Source organism: Pseudomonas sp. FSL W5-0203, assembly GCF_001896155.1.
In the GTDB taxonomy this organism is placed as follows: domain Bacteria; phylum Pseudomonadota; class Gammaproteobacteria; order Pseudomonadales; family Pseudomonadaceae; genus Aquipseudomonas; species Aquipseudomonas paracarnis.
Map to the genome: position 1 here is coordinate 236,391 of NZ_MPOR01000004.1, position 14,965 is coordinate 251,355.

At 61.2% G+C, this 14,965-nt stretch carries 12 protein-coding genes; 7 read left to right on the plus strand and 5 right to left on the minus strand.

The window, feature by feature from the left end:
* Positions 1–20 precede the first annotated feature (20 nt).
* The 5 genes from BOP96_RS06505 to gdhA all read left to right on the plus strand — a co-directional run bounded on the left by BOP96_RS06505 (position 21) and on the right by gdhA (position 6,000).
* On the plus strand, positions 21–1,238 hold the full coding sequence (locus BOP96_RS06505) for an MFS transporter (RefSeq protein ID WP_073452129.1): 1,218 nt from the start codon (positions 21–23) through the stop codon (positions 1,236–1,238).
* A gap of 39 nt (positions 1,239–1,277) precedes the next feature.
* Positions 1,278–2,507, plus strand: coding sequence for a pyridoxal phosphate-dependent aminotransferase (locus tag BOP96_RS06510; RefSeq protein WP_073452131.1), 1,230 nt, complete (start codon positions 1,278–1,280; stop codon positions 2,505–2,507).
* Between the two features lie 24 nt (positions 2,508–2,531).
* Positions 2,532–3,377, plus strand: coding sequence for a hypothetical protein (locus BOP96_RS06515; RefSeq protein WP_073452133.1), 846 nt, complete (start codon positions 2,532–2,534; stop codon positions 3,375–3,377).
* Positions 3,378–3,425: 48 nt separating this feature from the next.
* Entirely contained in the window at positions 3,426–4,316 is an 891-nt protein-coding gene (aepX, locus tag BOP96_RS06520) for a phosphoenolpyruvate mutase (RefSeq protein WP_073452135.1), read from the plus strand.
* 346 nt (positions 4,317–4,662) lie between these two features.
* Positions 4,663–6,000, plus strand: coding sequence for an NADP-specific glutamate dehydrogenase (gene gdhA, locus BOP96_RS06525; RefSeq protein ID WP_073452137.1), 1,338 nt, complete (start codon positions 4,663–4,665; stop codon positions 5,998–6,000).
* Here gdhA and BOP96_RS06530 read toward each other — a convergent pair.
* From BOP96_RS06530 to BOP96_RS06545, 4 genes are all read right to left on the minus strand, one after another.
* Positions 5,997–6,494 carry a GreA/GreB family elongation factor gene (locus tag BOP96_RS06530; RefSeq protein ID WP_019818010.1) on the minus strand — a complete coding sequence of 166 codons (498 nt, stop codon included), beginning with the start codon at positions 6,492–6,494 and terminating at the stop codon, positions 5,997–5,999. The genes gdhA and BOP96_RS06530 overlap by 4 nt on opposite strands.
* A 153-nt stretch (positions 6,495–6,647) precedes the next feature.
* Positions 6,648–7,004: a hypothetical protein gene (locus BOP96_RS06535; RefSeq protein WP_019818009.1), complete on the minus strand. Its 357-nt coding sequence runs from the start codon at positions 7,002–7,004 to the stop codon at positions 6,648–6,650.
* Between the two features lie 197 nt (positions 7,005–7,201).
* Positions 7,202–9,055: an Lnb N-terminal periplasmic domain-containing protein gene (locus BOP96_RS06540; protein WP_072448318.1), complete on the minus strand. Its 1,854-nt coding sequence runs from the start codon at positions 9,053–9,055 to the stop codon at positions 7,202–7,204.
* 92 nt (positions 9,056–9,147) lie between these two features.
* Positions 9,148–9,636 (minus strand): DUF3015 domain-containing protein, encoded by a 489-nt coding sequence (locus BOP96_RS06545; RefSeq protein WP_003194274.1) that lies wholly within the window; start codon positions 9,634–9,636, stop codon positions 9,148–9,150.
* Positions 9,637–9,899: 263 nt separating this feature from the next.
* Between BOP96_RS06545 and BOP96_RS06550 the strand changes: the two genes are divergently transcribed.
* Together BOP96_RS06550 and BOP96_RS06555 are read left to right on the plus strand one after the other, a co-directional pair.
* Positions 9,900–12,338: a Lon protease family protein gene (locus tag BOP96_RS06550; RefSeq protein WP_003194272.1), complete on the plus strand. Its 2,439-nt coding sequence runs from the start codon at positions 9,900–9,902 to the stop codon at positions 12,336–12,338.
* 314 nt (positions 12,339–12,652) lie between these two features.
* Complete coding sequence (locus tag BOP96_RS06555) at positions 12,653–12,970, plus strand: PA4575 family protein (RefSeq protein WP_003194269.1); 318 nt, start codon at positions 12,653–12,655, stop codon at positions 12,968–12,970.
* A 59-nt stretch (positions 12,971–13,029) separates the two neighbouring features.
* Here BOP96_RS06555 and BOP96_RS06560 read toward each other — a convergent pair whose 3' ends face one another.
* Positions 13,030–14,853, minus strand: coding sequence for a hypothetical protein (locus BOP96_RS06560; RefSeq protein WP_083609830.1), 1,824 nt, complete (start codon positions 14,851–14,853; stop codon positions 13,030–13,032).
* Positions 14,854–14,965 lie beyond the last annotated feature (112 nt).

Sequence of the window (14,965 nt, forward strand, 5' to 3'; positions counted from 1 at the left end):
CCTGAGAGCCTCTGACCCAGATGAACACCCTGAAGCAGACCGCAACGCCATCGTTGTCGCCGCCTGACCCGGTCAGCGTGCGTCGCCGCGCTCTGGTGGCCGGCTGCGGCGCGCATGCCGTGCACGACGGGCTGACCGATGTGATTTATGTGCTGTTGCCGATCTGGCAAGCGCAGTTCGGCCTCAGCTACGCCCAGATCGGCCTGTTGCGCGGTGCCTATGCGGGCATGATGGCCGGTTTTCAGTTACTGGCCAGCCGGGCTGCCGCGCGCTGGGGGCGTGAACGCTTGCTGGTAGGTGGCACGGCGTTGGCGGGCCTGGCCTACCTGCTGGCCGGCCAGGCCGGTGGGCTGGGCGTGTTGTTATTCGCGCTGCTGCTGGGCGGGCTCGGCGCGAGTACGCAGCACCCGCTGGCCTCGTCGTTGATCACCGATACGCACGAGGCCGGCGGGGGCGTCAAACAAGCGCTGTCGCAGTACAACTTCAGCGGCGATATCGGCAAGACCCTGATCCCGGGGCTGATCGGCCTGTTGCTGGCGGTCATCAGTTGGCGCGCCAGTGTCACCCTGCTGGGTGTACTCGGGCTGCTGGCGGCAGGCCTGTTGTGGTGGCTGATCCCGGCACGCACCGAGGCGACGGCGGCGCCGCTGAAAGCCACCCGTACGGGCGGCGGCGCCGGCTCTGCGAGCGGCCTGCGTGCGCTGATCGTGACCGGCACGCTGGACAGCGCCGTGCGCATGGGTTTCCTCACGTTTCTGCCGTTTTTGCTCAAGGCCAAGGGCGCCGGGCCTGCGGGCATCGGCCTGGCGCTGACCATGCTGTTCGTGGGGGGCGCCTTCGGCAAATTGTTGTGCGGTTACCTCGGTGCGCGCATCGGCATGATGAAAACGGTATGGGCCACGGAGTTCACCACGGCCGTGTTGATCGTCATGGCGGTGTACTTGCCCTACGCCGGCTTGATGGTGATGTTGCCGCTGCTGGGGCTGGCGCTGAACGGCACGTCGTCGGTGCTGTACGGCGCAGTCCCGGACCTGGCAGGGCCGGGCAGGCGCGACCAGGCGTTCGCCGTGTTCTACACCGGCACCATCGGTGGCGGCGCCTTGGCGCCGGTGCTGTTCGGCAGCCTTGGGGATGCCACCGGTGTGCCCATGGCCGTCCTGTTGCTGGCCGCCACCCTGTTGCTGACCTTGCCGCTGTCCTGGCGGGTTCAGCAAGGGCTGGAGGCCCAAGCCCGGTAGGGCGAACGAACGTTCCAACGTGTTCTGGCAGGTATAACAATGAATAACAGTGAACCGTCTGCCGTGTCATTGCCGTTGTCCCAGCGTGCGCAACGTCTTAGCGCACCCGGCACATCCAGCATGCGCAGTAAAGCCAATGCCTTGAAAGAAGCCGGCGTCAACGTGGTCAACTTTGCCGCGGGCGAATTGTCCTTCGATGCCTGCCCGGTGATGAAAGCCGCCGCGGCCGATGCGCTCGCCACTGCCCGCAACCGCTATACGCCGCCCATCGGCCTGCCCCAGCTTCGCCACGCGCTGGCGCAGCAGGTCACTCAGCGTTGCGGGGTGAATTACGCCGCCGATGAAATAGCGGTGACCGCTGGTGCCAAGCAGGCGCTGTATAACGCCGCGATGGTGCTGCTCAATCCGGGGGATGAAGTCATCGTCGCGGTGCCGTACTGGGAAACCTTCCCCACCCAGATCCAACTGGCCGGTGGCGTTCCCGTCTATGTCGACACGGCTGCGGATGACTATCGCCTCACCTGCGCAGCGGTCCAGAAGGCCCTGACCCCGCGCACCCGGATGATTGTGATCAACACCCCGAACAATCCGACGGGCACGGTTTATCAGCGCGAAGAACTGCTGGGTATTGCCCGGCTCGCCTTCGCACACAGGCTTTGGGTGGTGTTCGACGAGTGTTACCGCAAACTGGTGCGTGCGCCCCATGAACATCACAACATCGTGTCGCTGTTTGCGCCGCTCAAACATCAGACGGTACTGGTCGATTCGTTTTCCAAGAGTCACGCGGTCACCGGCTGGCGGGTAGGGTATGCGTGCGCGCCCGCCCCAGTCATCGCCGCCATGCACAACCTGCAAGGGCATACGACGTCCAACCCCAGCAGCCTGTCCCAATATGCCGCGCTCGGCAGCCTGATGGCGGACGCGCCGCACTTTACCCGCCAGATCAATGCCTTCCTCGACCAGCAATTGCTCGTGGCCTGCACCTGCCTGGGGCATGTCGACGGCATTCGGTGCGCCCCGCCGGAAGGGGCGTTCTATCTGTTTATCGATGTGTCCCGCAAGTTGGGGGGCCGCTACCTGGGCACCGTTATTCGTGACGTCGACCACTTGGCCGATCTGTTATTGACCGAGGCCCATATCGCGGTAGTGCCCGGCTCTGGCTGTGGCGACGAAAACAGCATCCGCATCTCCTACGCCGTTGAGCGTGAAGCGCTGATTGAGGGCCTCACACGCTTTAGTCGTTTCATGTCAGAAATCGTTGCGCATTAACCCCACCTTAAAAGGATATGAGCCGTGGAAAATCTGAGCCGCCAATTGATCGGGTACGTGAATCAGGCGCTGGTGGATGTCGAGGATGGACATCTTGCCCAAGCCCTGCTCAGCGGTTTCAACAGTCAAACCGCCGCGCTGGACACGTACTGCGAGACCTATGTCGACATGACCTCCAGTAATTGGAGCGAGTCGTCACTGTGTACGTTCTTCTGTGGCTGGCGTAGCCCGGACGGCGCCGCCCATGCCGTCTCGAGCGTCATCGTGCGCATCCTCCAGGAGTCGGCATCGTTGACGGATGACGCCCGGTTGAAAATGCTCGAAGCGGCGGCCCATTGTGGGGAGATCATTGTCGAGGACATCGGGCTGGGTGAAATGCATGGGCATCCGCACCATTCCAAGCTGTATTACCGCATGGCTTCGGCCATCTGCGGCTCCGATGATTGGCGCCTGCAAGACAAATTCCTCAACCCGATTACCAAAGAGTTCTCCGGTTGGGTGGGGAAAAAACGCCCATTGGCGCCGCAACTCATCGAAGCGCTGGAAATGATGGCCATGACGGAGTTGTTCAATACCGGCGAATACAACCTGATGACCCCGCTATGGAAGCAGTGGTTGCGCGATGTACGGGGCTATAGCGCCGGTGAGGCCAGCCGCGTTGCAAGTTTTCTCAGCGTGCATTGCGGCAGCGTGGAAGCACGCCACTTCAAGCATGCCGCTGAGGCGTTGCGGCTGTATGCCAGCGCCACCGGGCAGGCCGTGGATTACGCGCGTATCGCGCGGCTCTCCAGGGAGTACGTGGCCAGGGCCTGCGAACATCTGCAAAAGATGGCGTCGGTGCTCAAGTGCGAACAGCCCGCCTGGGATTGAGGCTGTCCGATAACCCTTGTTGTGCCGCTGATAAGGAGCCTGAACCCTATGATGGATACCGAAGCGCGCCGACGCCCTCTGTCGGCGCTATTGGATAGCAACCGTTGCCTGCGTGTACTCGAAGCCCATAGCCCGATATCGGCGTTGCTCGCGCAGCGCGCCAGGCTGGAAATCAGCCCAGGGCATACGGTGGGGTACGACGCCATCTGGTCGAGTTCGCTGACCGACTCGACCCAGCGCGGGTTACCCGACATCGAAATTCTTTCGCCCAGTAACCGATTGCCGGGGATTCGCGAAATCTTCGATGTGTGCTCGCTGCCGCTGATATTCGATGCCGATACCGGCGGTAAGGCCGAACATTTCGCGATTCATATCAAGATGCTGGAGCGCGCAGGCGTCTCGGCGGTGGTGATCGAAGACAAATGCGGCCTGAAGAAGAATTCACTCTTGGGCATCGAGGTCGATCAGGCGCAGGAGTCCATCGAGGCCTTTTGCGCCAAGCTCCAGGCCGGGTGCACGAGTCGCACCGGCTCAGGGCTGATGATGATTGCCCGGTGTGAAAGCTTGATTCTGAATCGCGCCATGGAAGAGGCGATGGCGCGGTGCCTGGCGTATGTCGATGCGGGGGCGGATGGCATCATGATCCACAGCCGCAAGCAGGATGGCCTGGAAATCCTGGAATTCGCCCGGCAGTTTCGCCTGCAGCGGCCCAGGGTACCGCTGATTTGCGTGCCGACCAGCTATGTTCACCTGAAGTTCGAGGTGCTGGAGCGAGCAGGTTTCAACGCGGTGATTTATGCCAATCACATGTTGCGCAGTGCCTACCTGGCCATGCGCGACACCGCCGTCGGAATCCTCGCCAATGGCAGGACGCTGGAGCTGGAGCCACGTTGCCTGGGCATTGACGAGATACTCGACCTGGTGCCCGGTACGCGCTAGAGACATGCGCGGGTCTGTGGGCAAATGCTGTGCGGGCTTGCTCGCGAAAGCGGTGGGTCAGTCGCTGCATCTGTAACTGCACCGCCGCTATCGCGGGCAAGCCAGCTCCCACATGACCGGTGTACTCGATCCAATGTGGGAGCTGGCTTGCCTGCGATAACGGCCTACCTGTTGGTGCAAAACTCAGAGTGAAATCCCCATTTAAGGGCAAAAGAAGGCAGTTATTTATACTTATTGCACCATTTGATTTCACAAAGGCGACATTTTGCCCTGTCGCGGTGCGAAACGAATTGATAAAGTCCGGCTCAATCTCCGTTTAACAACAATCAATTTGCCGAGACTTTTCATGACCGAATCCGTCGATTCCTTCCTTGCCCGCCTCAAGAAACGCGACCCGGACCAACCGGAATTCCACCAGGCTGTAGAAGAAGTCCTGCGCAGCCTGTGGCCCTTTCTTGAAGCCAACCCGCACTATCTGAGCTCGGGCATCCTGGAGCGCATCTGCGAGCCGGAGCGCGCGATCACGTTCCGGGTGTCGTGGGTGGATGACCACGGCAAGGTCCAGGTCAATCGCGGTTTCCGTATCCAGATGAACAGCGCCATTGGGCCCTACAAAGGTGGCTTGCGCTTCCACCCGTCGGTCAACCTGGGTGTGCTGAAGTTCCTCGCCTTCGAACAGACCTTCAAGAACTCCCTGACCTCGCTGCCCATGGGCGGCGGCAAAGGCGGCTCGGACTTCGACCCCAAGGGCAAGAGCGACGCCGAAGTGATGCGCTTTTGCCAGGCGTTCATGAGCGAGCTGTACCGCCATATCGGTGCGGACGTGGACGTACCGGCCGGTGATATCGGTGTGGGCGCACGGGAAATCGGCTTCCTGTTCGGCCAGTACAAACGCCTGAGTAACCAATTCACCTCAGTGCTGACCGGCAAGGGCATGACCTACGGCGGCAGCTTGATCCGTCCGGAAGCCACCGGTTTCGGCTGTGTGTATTTCGCCGAGGAAATGCTCAAACGCCAAGGCCAGCGCGTCGAAGGCAAGCGTGTGGCGGTGTCCGGCTCTGGCAACGTGGCGCAGTACGCGGCGCGCAAGGTCATGGACCTGGGCGGCAAGGTGATTTCCCTGTCGGACTCCGAAGGCACCCTGTACGCCGAAAGCGGCTTGACCGAAGAACAATGGTCGGCCCTGCTGGAACTGAAAAACGTACAGCGCGGGCGTATCAGTGAACTGGCCACACGTTTCGGCCTGGAGTTCCGCAAAGGCCAGGCGCCTTGGGAACTGGCCTGCGATATCGCGCTGCCCTGTGCCACCCAGAACGAACTCGACGCCGACGCTGCGCGCACCTTGCTGCGCAACGGCTGCCTCTGCGTGGCCGAAGGCGCGAACATGCCGACCACGTTGGAGGCTGTGGATATCTTTATCGACGCGGGCATTCTGTTTGCGCCGGGCAAGGCGTCCAATGCCGGTGGTGTGGCGGTGAGCGGTCTGGAAATGTCGCAGAACGCCATGCGCCTGCTGTGGACCGCCGGGGAAGTGGACAGCAAGCTGCACAACATCATGCAGTCGATCCACCATGCCTGCGTGCATTACGGTGAAGAAAACGGCCGTATCAACTACGTCAAGGGCGCGAACATCGCGGGCTTCGTGAAAGTGGCTGACGCGATGCTGGCCCAAGGCATCGTTTAAATCTCGGGTTCGACGCGTAACACTTCGATCAACTGATCGCCGACGGGGCGCTGCCACAGCACCTCGTCGCCCACCTGGGCGCCCAACAAAGCACGGCCCAGGGGCGAGCCCCAATTGATCAAGCCTGCGTTGGCATCGGCCTGGTCTTCACCGACCAACTGGATGCGCTGCTGTTCGTCCTGTTCGTTGGCGAACGTGACCCAACTGCCGATCTGCACCTTGTCGGTGGACGTGGCCGGCGCGACTACCTGGGCACTCTGCACTCGTTGGTTGAAGTAGCGCAGGTCCCGCTCAAGATCCGCCTGGCGCTGTTTATCGGCCTGCTCACCCTTGGCGGCTTCGTCGCTGTGCTCCCCTTGCAACTGTGCCACCCTGGCCTGCAATTGCGCCAACCCTTGCGCGGTCAGGCGGTTAGGTTGCGCGCTGACCTGGCGCTCCACCGGCTGATCAGCCTGGGCCGCCGCGTTATCTTCATTTACAAAAGCTCGGCTCATGGCGTTCTCCTTCCTATGGAAGTTGGGCCACGTTCGCGGGCTGATCGTTCCCACGCTCCGCGTGGGAATGCATCCTGTGACGCTCCGCGTCACGACCTCGCGAGCGGACGCGGAGCGTCCAGGGCGGCATTCCCACGCGGAGCGTGGGAACGATCAGCGTGAGCGATAGGCTTTGGCGGCGTCACGATCTTTTTCCTGCTGCCAATCGCGCTCGCGGTCGTCCCTGCGGTTTTCCTCGTAATCGCGCAGTTCCTGGCTCTCGCGCATGGCCTTGCACTGACGAAACCCATCTTCCCAACCTTCGGCGTATGGCCGGTCTTTGAGGTAGCGCGGCACATTCTTGCGAAACGCCCCGGTAATCACCCCAGCGGCCTGGCGACCGCTGCTGCAACCGTCGTCGAAGCCATCGGCGAAGGCGGGTGGGTAACCTTTGGCCAGCAATTCCTGATGGGTTGACTGGCAACCCGACAACCCCACCACCGCGCACAGCATGACCGCATACCGCCACATGGCGTACTCCCTGGCCGTTTTACGGCTGATAAGGGAAGTCTAGAAGGGGATTTGTTGGGGGGGTGTGAAAGGCGGGTCAGAAAGTTGTGGGCCGAGTATAAAACCTGTGGGAGCTGGCTTGCCTGCGATGGCGGTGCGTCAGTCACTTAAACCTTGGCTGATATACCGTATATCGCGAGCAAGCCCGCACTCATTAATCAGTAGTGGTACCACTTCAGCTCAAGCATCACTTCATTCACTGGCGTGGACAGGTGGCTGTACTCACGCTGGGCACTCAGGCGCAGGCCCAGGTTGCGCGACAGTTCCCATTGCTGGTTGAGGCTGATGCTGCGCCGCACTTCGCCGTTGGTGAAGAAATCGCCCTTGGCTTCCAGGCTCAGGTTGCCCAACGGGTTTTTCCACAGCACGCCGGTGTTGAAGCCAGCGGCCGGGGAGATGGCTTCGCTGAAGTCGTTGTTGTGCTCCACGCGCACGGTGCCGAGGGCGAAGCCGAGCATGTCGTCGGAGAGTTGCCAGGTGCCACCGGCGCCGCCGTTGACGTGGGCGACCAGGGTTTCGTCGTCGTGTTTGCCCGGCACCCGCTCCAGGCCGCCGGTAACTTGCCACGACCAAGGTTGCAGCAGCGCATTGCGTGGCGTCAGCGAGCGGATGGTGGCCAGGTCCAGTTGCTGGAGCTGCCAGTGATTGCCCTCGTACTGGCGCAATTTCATTTGCAGGATTTCGATCTGCGCGCCCAGGGGGAAGCCTTCGGCGTTGTCGTTGAGGTCGTGGTAGGCCATGCGCAGGCCGTATTCACCGAAGGCTTTGTCGCCACGGGTGCCGATGCCGGCTTGCCAGGTGCGCGATTCGTGGCCGTTTTCCGGCAGGCCAGGCGGGGTGATTTTCAGGTCTGGTGCCGGGTTCTGGTTGATCGCGCGCAGCAGTTCGAAGCTGCGCTGGGAGCGTGTCGCGTCGCGCTCCAGGCCATTGGCGCGGTAGCGGCCCAGGCGGTAAGCAGCATCCACGATCAGTGCCTGGCGCTCGCGGGGCAGTGCTTTGAATGCCGGTTCCTGCAGTTGCTTTTGGTCGTCGCTGATTTTCAGCACCCACTGTTGCTCATCGCTATCGAGTGGCTTGGCGCGTTCCAGCAGTTCACGTTCACGGGAGGGGCGATAGTCGATCTTCTCCACCAGCCCTGCATCTTTTACCGCTTTGACCGTGTCGGTAGGGATCGCGGTGAGTGGGAATTGCTCAGTCAAACGCAGGCCAGGGCGGGCCACTTGCAGCAGTTCGAGCAGGCGGTAGGAGCAGTTTTCGTCGAAGAAGAAGTAATCGAACTGGATCTGCTTGAGCTCCCACACGTGCTCGACCATACGCTTGGTCTCGACCTCGGTGAGGTTCAGGCGGTATTCCCACAAATCGCGGTTTTCGAGGCTGCGGTATTCCGAGAGTTTCTCCTGATAGGGCACCAGGGCGAACAGGCCCGGATAACCGCCCATCAGGCCCTTCCAGGCATAGAGGATGCTGTTGTCGGAGCCTTCGATATAGGCGCCGAAGTTGATCGCATAGCTGAGCAGCGCGGTGTTGTTGCTTTGCACGTCGGCCTGGTCGATGCGCAGCAGGGTGTGGCCGAACATCGACGACGGGCTGTTGAGGTAGGCCGCCGGGAAGATCATCACTGCGCTATGGGGCGCGACGTCCTTGAACCATTGGGTGAACTCTTTGCACTCCAGGGCGGGCAGGTCGTTCAGTTGCAACTGCGCCTTGAGCCAGCGTGTACGGGCGGGGTAAACGCACTGGGCGTGCTTTTCACCCAGGCTGGCCGGTGCATACAGCGCATCAACGGTGGCCTTGAGTTCGGCGTCCGGATGGTGTGCGCCATCGGGAGCGAGGAAGAATTTCTTGTCGCTGACGTAGCTGCGCCAGCCACTGACTTTGCCGGCTTCGTAGTGCCCCAGCGACAGCCAGAACGGATCATTGGCCAGTTGCTGCAAACGTTGATCGTCGAGGTGCGGTGCCGCATGCAGCGGGGCGCAGGCGAAGAGAGCCAGGCAAGCGAGGCGTTTGAGCATGGAGGCTACTTAAGTCGGACGGAAAAAAAGACCCAAGGTGGGCGGGTCGAAAAAATAAAACCCGCGCCTCGAAAGGCGCGGGCAGGTCGAGCTTAAGCCTGGGTTGCGTATTTCGCCAGACGGGCATCGCTTTTCAGTACGGCAATGGTGTTGTTGTGCACGTCGTCAGCGGTCACGTCAGCCTTGCTGAAGATCTGCTGGAAGTGCTCGTGGGTCACGGCCGCGAAGTGATCGCGATCTTCCGGCGCAACACCCAGTACCACCGCGTAGGTGGTCAGCGCTTCGCCGTTGCCTTTGGCCATGTCTTCGGACAGCTCGTTCATCATGCCATTCATGGCAATCCAGGACTTGCCGCCGTAGGTCAGGGCGCTGTTGGTGCTGCAACCGTTGGTGCCCGAGGTCATGCCGAAGGTGGCGTTACCCGAAGTACCGTTGGTGGTGGAGGCGAGGAAGTGGGCCGGAGTACCGCGCTGGCCTTCGAACAACATGTTGCCCCAACCGCAGTTCGGGCCACCTGGTGCTTCTGCCATTGCATTGAGGGAGACGACGGTGAAGAGAGTACCAAGAAGGATCCGTTTCATAGCTTTGTTCTCTTTGTGTGCAAACCAATGGACAAGGGTTCAGGTGCTCAACGCACCCTAGGGGCCAGTTATTAGTCCAACCCGCGCAGTTTGGAGTTTAGGCACGTTCCTAGGGTTCCGTGTTTTTTTATAAACATTCAGTGGCGGGCGATTTTTTTGCAGGACGCGTGCGGTGGCTATGCTTTCCCGAAAGCGCGCCTTGCCAGAGCGCTCAACCGGGAGCCAGAATGCCCCATCTGCCCCGCCTGATGTAAGGAAGCCCGATGCCTGATCCTGTTGCTGCCAGCTTGCGTCTAGCGCCCGAAGCGCTGACTCGCCCTTTCTCCGCTGAACAGTTCAGCTTCTCGACCACCAATGATTTGGAGCCCTTTCGCGGTGTGCTTGGCCAGGAACGTGCGGTTGAAGCCTTGCAGTTCGGCGTGGCCATGCCACGCCCCGGTTACAACGTGTTTGTCATGGGTGAGCCGGGCACCGGCCGCTTTTCGTTCGTCAAACGCTACCTCAAAGCCGAAGGCAAGCGCCTGCAAACCCCGGCGGACTGGGTTTATGTGAATAATTTCGATGAGCCCCGCGAGCCCCGCGCCCTGGAATTACCGGGTGGCGCCGCCGCGGCGTTTATCGCCGATATCAACGCCCTGGTCGACAACCTGGTCGCCACCTTCCCGGCGGTGTTCGAGCACCCAACTTATCAACAGCGTAAAAGCGCCATCGACCGGGCGTTCAACCAGCGCTACGACAAAGCGCTGGACGTGATCGAGCGTCTGGCCCTGGAAAAAGACGTGGCGCTGTACCGCGACAGCTCCAACATCGCCTTCACGCCGATGCTCGACGGCAAGGCGCTGGACGAAGCCGAGTTTTCGCAACTGCCGGAAGCCGATCGCGAGCGCTTCCACACCGATATCTCCGAGCTGGAAGAGCGCCTCAACGAAGAGCTGGCCAGCCTGCCGCAGTGGAAACGCGAGTCCAACAACCAGCTGCGCCAGTTCAACGAAGAAACCATCACCCTGGCGCTGCAGCCTTTGCTGGCGCCGTTGTCGGAAAAATACGCAGAAAACGCCGGCGTCTGTGGCTACCTGCAGGCCATGCAGGTGTACCTGCTCAAAACCGTGGTGGAGCAATTGGTGGACGACGCCAAGACCGACGCCCAGGCGCGCAAGCTACTTGAGGAACAATACTGCCCGAGCCTGGTGGTGGGCCACTCGGTCAACGGTGGCGCGCCGGTGGTGTTTGAACCGCACCCGACCTACGACAACCTGTTCGGCCGTATCGAATACAGCACCGACCAGGGCGCGCTCTACACCACCTATCGCCAGTTGCGTCCAGGTGCGTTGCACCGCGCCAACGGCGGTTTCCTGATCCTGGAAGCCGAAAAAATGCTCAGCGAGCCGTTTGTGTGGGATGCGCTCAAGCGCTCCCTGCAATCGCGCAAGCTGAAGATGGAATCGCCCCTGGGCGAACTGGGCCGCCTGGCCACCGTGACCCTCAACCCGCAGATGATTCCCTTGCAGGTCAAGGTGATCATCATCGGCTCGCGCCAGTTGTATTACGCCTTGCAGGACGCCGACCCGGACTTCCAGGAGATGTTCCGCGTATTGGTGGACTTCGACGAAGACATCCCCATGGTCGACGAGAGCCTGGAGCAGTTCGCCCAGTTGCTCAAAACCCGTACCTCGGAAGAAGGCATGGCGCCGCTGACTTCGGACGCGGTGGCGCGCCTGGCGACCTACAGCGCACGCCTGGCCGAACATCAGGGGCGCTTGTCGGCGCGTATTGGTGATTTGTTCCAGCTGGTGAGCGAGGCGGACTTTATTCGCCACCTGGCCGGCGACGAAATGACCGATGCCGGGCATATCGAGCGCGCCCTCAAGGCCAAGGCCACGCGCACCGGCCGCGTGTCGGCGCGGATTCTCGACGACATGCTCGCCGGCGTCATCCTCATCGACACCGCCGGCGCCGCTGTGGGCAAGTGCAACGGCTTGACGGTGCTGGAGGTCGGCGACTCGGCATTCGGAGTGCCGGCGCGGATTTCCGCCACGGTGTACCCAGGTGGTAGCGGTATTGTCGACATCGAGCGCGAAGTTAACCTCGGCCAGCCGATTCATTCCAAGGGCGTGATGATCCTCACCGGTTACCTGGGCAGCCGCTATGCCCAGGAATTCCCGTTGGCCATCTCCGCCAGTATTGCCCTGGAGCAGTCCTACGGGTATGTGGACGGCGACAGTGCGTCCCTGGGCGAGGCGTGCACCTTGATCTCGGCCTTGTCCAAGACACCGCTCAAGCAATGTTTTGCCATTACCGGCTCGATCAACCAGTTTGGTGAAGTGCAGGCGGTGGGCGGGGTCAACGAGAAGATCGAAGGCTTCTTCCGCCTTTGCGAAGCTCGCGGGCTGACCGGTGAGCAGGGGGCGATCATCCCTCAAGCCAACGTGGCCACGCTGATGCTCGACGAGAAGGTGTTGCAGGCCGTGCGTGCCGGGCAATTTCATATTTATGCGGTGCGCCAGGCGGATGAGGCCTTGAGCCTGCTGGTGGGCGAGGATGCCGGTGAGCCGGACGCCGAGGGGCAGTTCCCGGAAGGCACCGTGAATGCGCGGGTGGTGGAGCGCCTGCGCGCGATTGCCGAGATGATCAGTGAGGAAGATTTGAAGGAGGCGGAAAAGGAGCTGGCGCAGCAGGCATTGGCCGAAGCCAAGCCGACCTGATTGCTGTCATCACTCGGTCAAGGTGGGAGCTGGCTTGCCTGCGATAGCGGTGTATCAGCCAACTGGGAGGTTGGCTATGAGTCTGTCATCGCAGGCAAGCCAGCTCCCACAGTGGTCCGTGGTGTTTTGGGGCGCGTTTAGCGTGCCACAAAATTGACTCCATTCTCGGGGACCAACGCCCGTTGGTCCCTACAACCTTGGTTTGTCGTGTTTTTCTTCTATTCTCAGAATCAGGGATATCCACAGGAGTCGCAGGATAGAAACAGCCTCGCCTTGCGCTGGGGCTGAACACCGATCTACCGAGGGGCGCCGCCATGTCGCGCAACCTTTGCCTTACTCGCCAGTGCCTGGGCCTGGTCACCCGTATCGAATGCTCCATTCGCCCTCTCGCCGGGGATAACGGGATGTGGACGCTGTTGTTTGCCGCCGGCATGTCGGGCGAGCAGCCTTCCACTGTCAAATCCCAGGGCCCGTTCCATGGGCCCTTCGTGGCAGAACGCATGCTGGGCACCATCGTTGATAGCCTGACCTTGCACGGCTACGAGCAAATGGACGAGCCGCAGATCTGGTGCCTGCACCTGCAGGCTCATCTGCGCCAACTCAATGGCGGCCAGGAGCGGCTAGCCCTCTGAGGATCGTTCCCACGCTCCGCGTGGTAACGCCGCCCCGGACGCTCCGCGTCCACCCAGGGCTATTTGCTCTCAGGCTTGTCCAGCTTCACCTCAAAGCCGTACTGCACGGTGCTGAGGTCGGTGCGCTGGTAACTTTCCAGCGTGGTCGGCTGGCCGTAGAAGTAATGCACGTCAAACATCGCCGTGCCGTATTCCTCGGCGCGGTGGCTGACGCCGAGGATCTCCTTGAGGTAATTGCCGCTGGCATCCTTGGCGTAGAAGCGCCAGCTGTCGGCGGGGAAGTCCTTCTGGTCGACGATCAGCGCGTTGTCCTTGAGCGACAGGCCCTTGGGCAGCTTGGCGGCGTCAATCGTGGCCTTCTCGATGGTGGCCAAAAACAACGGTACCGAGCCCACCACAAACGCCGGGGTTTCCGGGAACAGGTTGAGGTCGTAGGTGAGCGTGCCGCTGACGGCGTTCAGCTCGAACGCCTCGGTCGGCAGCTCGATAGGCTCGCCGCGCTCGCCCTTGTCGTCGGCGGTGAAGAAGGTGATAGGCGCGTCACTGTTGTTGCGCTCGGCACCGACCAGGTCGTCATTGAAGGTGAACGGGTGGTCGAACACGATTTTTGCGGCACTGGCGTCTTCGGTCGATTGGCTGATGGTGACGCTGTTTTTCAGCTGGTCCTCCGTCATCGAGGCATCTTTGAGCCAACTGGCGGCGCCGTCGTCATACACCGTGACCGGCATTGGCAGGGGCTGTACGGTCTTTTGCAGGCTGTTCCTGTCAAAGCGCATCACCGGCAGGTCCAGGTCTTTACGGGTGAGCGTGGCCTTGGAGAAATCCAGCACATTCACCTGCAGGTTATCGATCAGCCCGTTGAAATACACCTTGGCGTAATGGCTGGTCTGCTGGCGCTCGAAGGCTTTTTGCGCGTCGGTGAGCTGTTTATCGAAGGCATCGGACCACGCGGTCTGTTTTTGCATCTCGGCCAGTTGTTTTTCATAGAACGCCACTTGCGCGGCACTCTCGTTGATCGAGCCTGAGCGGGTCAGAAATTGCCCGGTGCTGTCCCGTGCCTGCACCAGCAGCGGATTGGGTGACGCATCGCCGACTTCGGCGGCCAGGGGCTGGCTGTTGGTCAGTTCAATCTCGGCGTAGTTCTTTTCCAGCGTCAGCAGGTTGAGGGTGATATTGCCGTCGGTGCGTTTATGGCCCACGTCTTGTTTGGTCAGGTCGAACGTCAGCACCTTGCCCGGGGTGATCACTTCCACCGCGCCCTTGAGGCTGATGGGTTGTGGCTGGCTCTTGTTTTCCGTCTCGATCCCTTCAATAAACGGGTAGGTCACCGTCAGGTCGTCGGGGTTGGTCAGGTTGGAACTGCTGGGGCTCAGTTGGATGCCGGGGTCGGTTTCTGACCATTCCGGCTGGAAGGGAATGACTTTATTGTTGCTCAGGGTGACCGACTGCCATTCCAGGCCATGGGGGAACGGGAACTGGTCCGGGGCGTTGAAGTTGAACGGGAAGACCGGCTGCAAATCCGTCAGGTAGTCGGAGTGCGAGGTTTTGCGCAGCACGAACAGGCCATTGATGTAGGTGTCCACCAGCGCTTGGGGCGTAGGGTAATGCTTGAGCAGGGCCAGGCTGTCTTCGCCGTATTCGGCTTCGATGGGCTTGCTGGCGAGCTTGGCGCGCGCACGTTCCAGCAACAGCAGCGAGCCGCCAAGGTCGGCGATGGCATCGCGCAGCTTGGGGTCCTGAATACTGTCCAGGGACTGTTCGAACTTCGTGGTTTTCTCTTCGAGGGTCGCCTGCTTCTGCTCTTCTTTGGGGGAGCAGCCGCTGGCTATCAGCAACGCCGCGCACAGGCCGAGAGTGGCCAAAGGGGATCGCACATCCATCATCTGAGTTTTCCTGTCCGACATCATCGAGCCGAGTGAATGGCCTCGACACTAGCAGAAAAATTCTCTTACAGATGCCACTTGGGTCAGTTTTCTCGCGGTGACAGGGGCCAGG

Bases quoted from the DNA above. Each gene is read 5' to 3' on its own strand.
- BOP96_RS06510 (WP_073452131.1), top strand. From the start codon at position 1,278: ATGAATAACAGTGAACCGTCTGCCGTGTCATTGCCGTTGTCCCAGCGT.
- BOP96_RS06555 (WP_003194269.1), top strand. From the start codon at position 12,653: ATGTCGCGCAACCTTTGCCTTACTCGCCAGTGCCTGGGCCTGGTCACC.
- BOP96_RS06560 (WP_083609830.1), bottom strand. From the start codon at position 14,853: ATGATGGATGTGCGATCCCCTTTGGCCACTCTCGGCCTGTGCGCGGCG.
- BOP96_RS06540 (WP_072448318.1), bottom strand. From the start codon at position 9,055: ATGCTCAAACGCCTCGCTTGCCTGGCTCTCTTCGCCTGCGCCCCGCTG.
- BOP96_RS06550 (WP_003194272.1), top strand. From the start codon at position 9,900: ATGCCTGATCCTGTTGCTGCCAGCTTGCGTCTAGCGCCCGAAGCGCTG.
- BOP96_RS06535 (WP_019818009.1), bottom strand. From the start codon at position 7,004: ATGTGGCGGTATGCGGTCATGCTGTGCGCGGTGGTGGGGTTGTCGGGT.
- BOP96_RS06505 (WP_073452129.1), top strand. From the start codon at position 21: ATGAACACCCTGAAGCAGACCGCAACGCCATCGTTGTCGCCGCCTGAC.
- BOP96_RS06530 (WP_019818010.1), bottom strand. From the start codon at position 6,494: ATGAGCCGAGCTTTTGTAAATGAAGATAACGCGGCGGCCCAGGCTGAT.
- gdhA (WP_073452137.1), top strand. From the start codon at position 4,663: ATGACCGAATCCGTCGATTCCTTCCTTGCCCGCCTCAAGAAACGCGAC.
- aepX (WP_073452135.1), top strand. From the start codon at position 3,426: ATGATGGATACCGAAGCGCGCCGACGCCCTCTGTCGGCGCTATTGGAT.
- BOP96_RS06545 (WP_003194274.1), bottom strand. From the start codon at position 9,636: ATGAAACGGATCCTTCTTGGTACTCTCTTCACCGTCGTCTCCCTCAAT.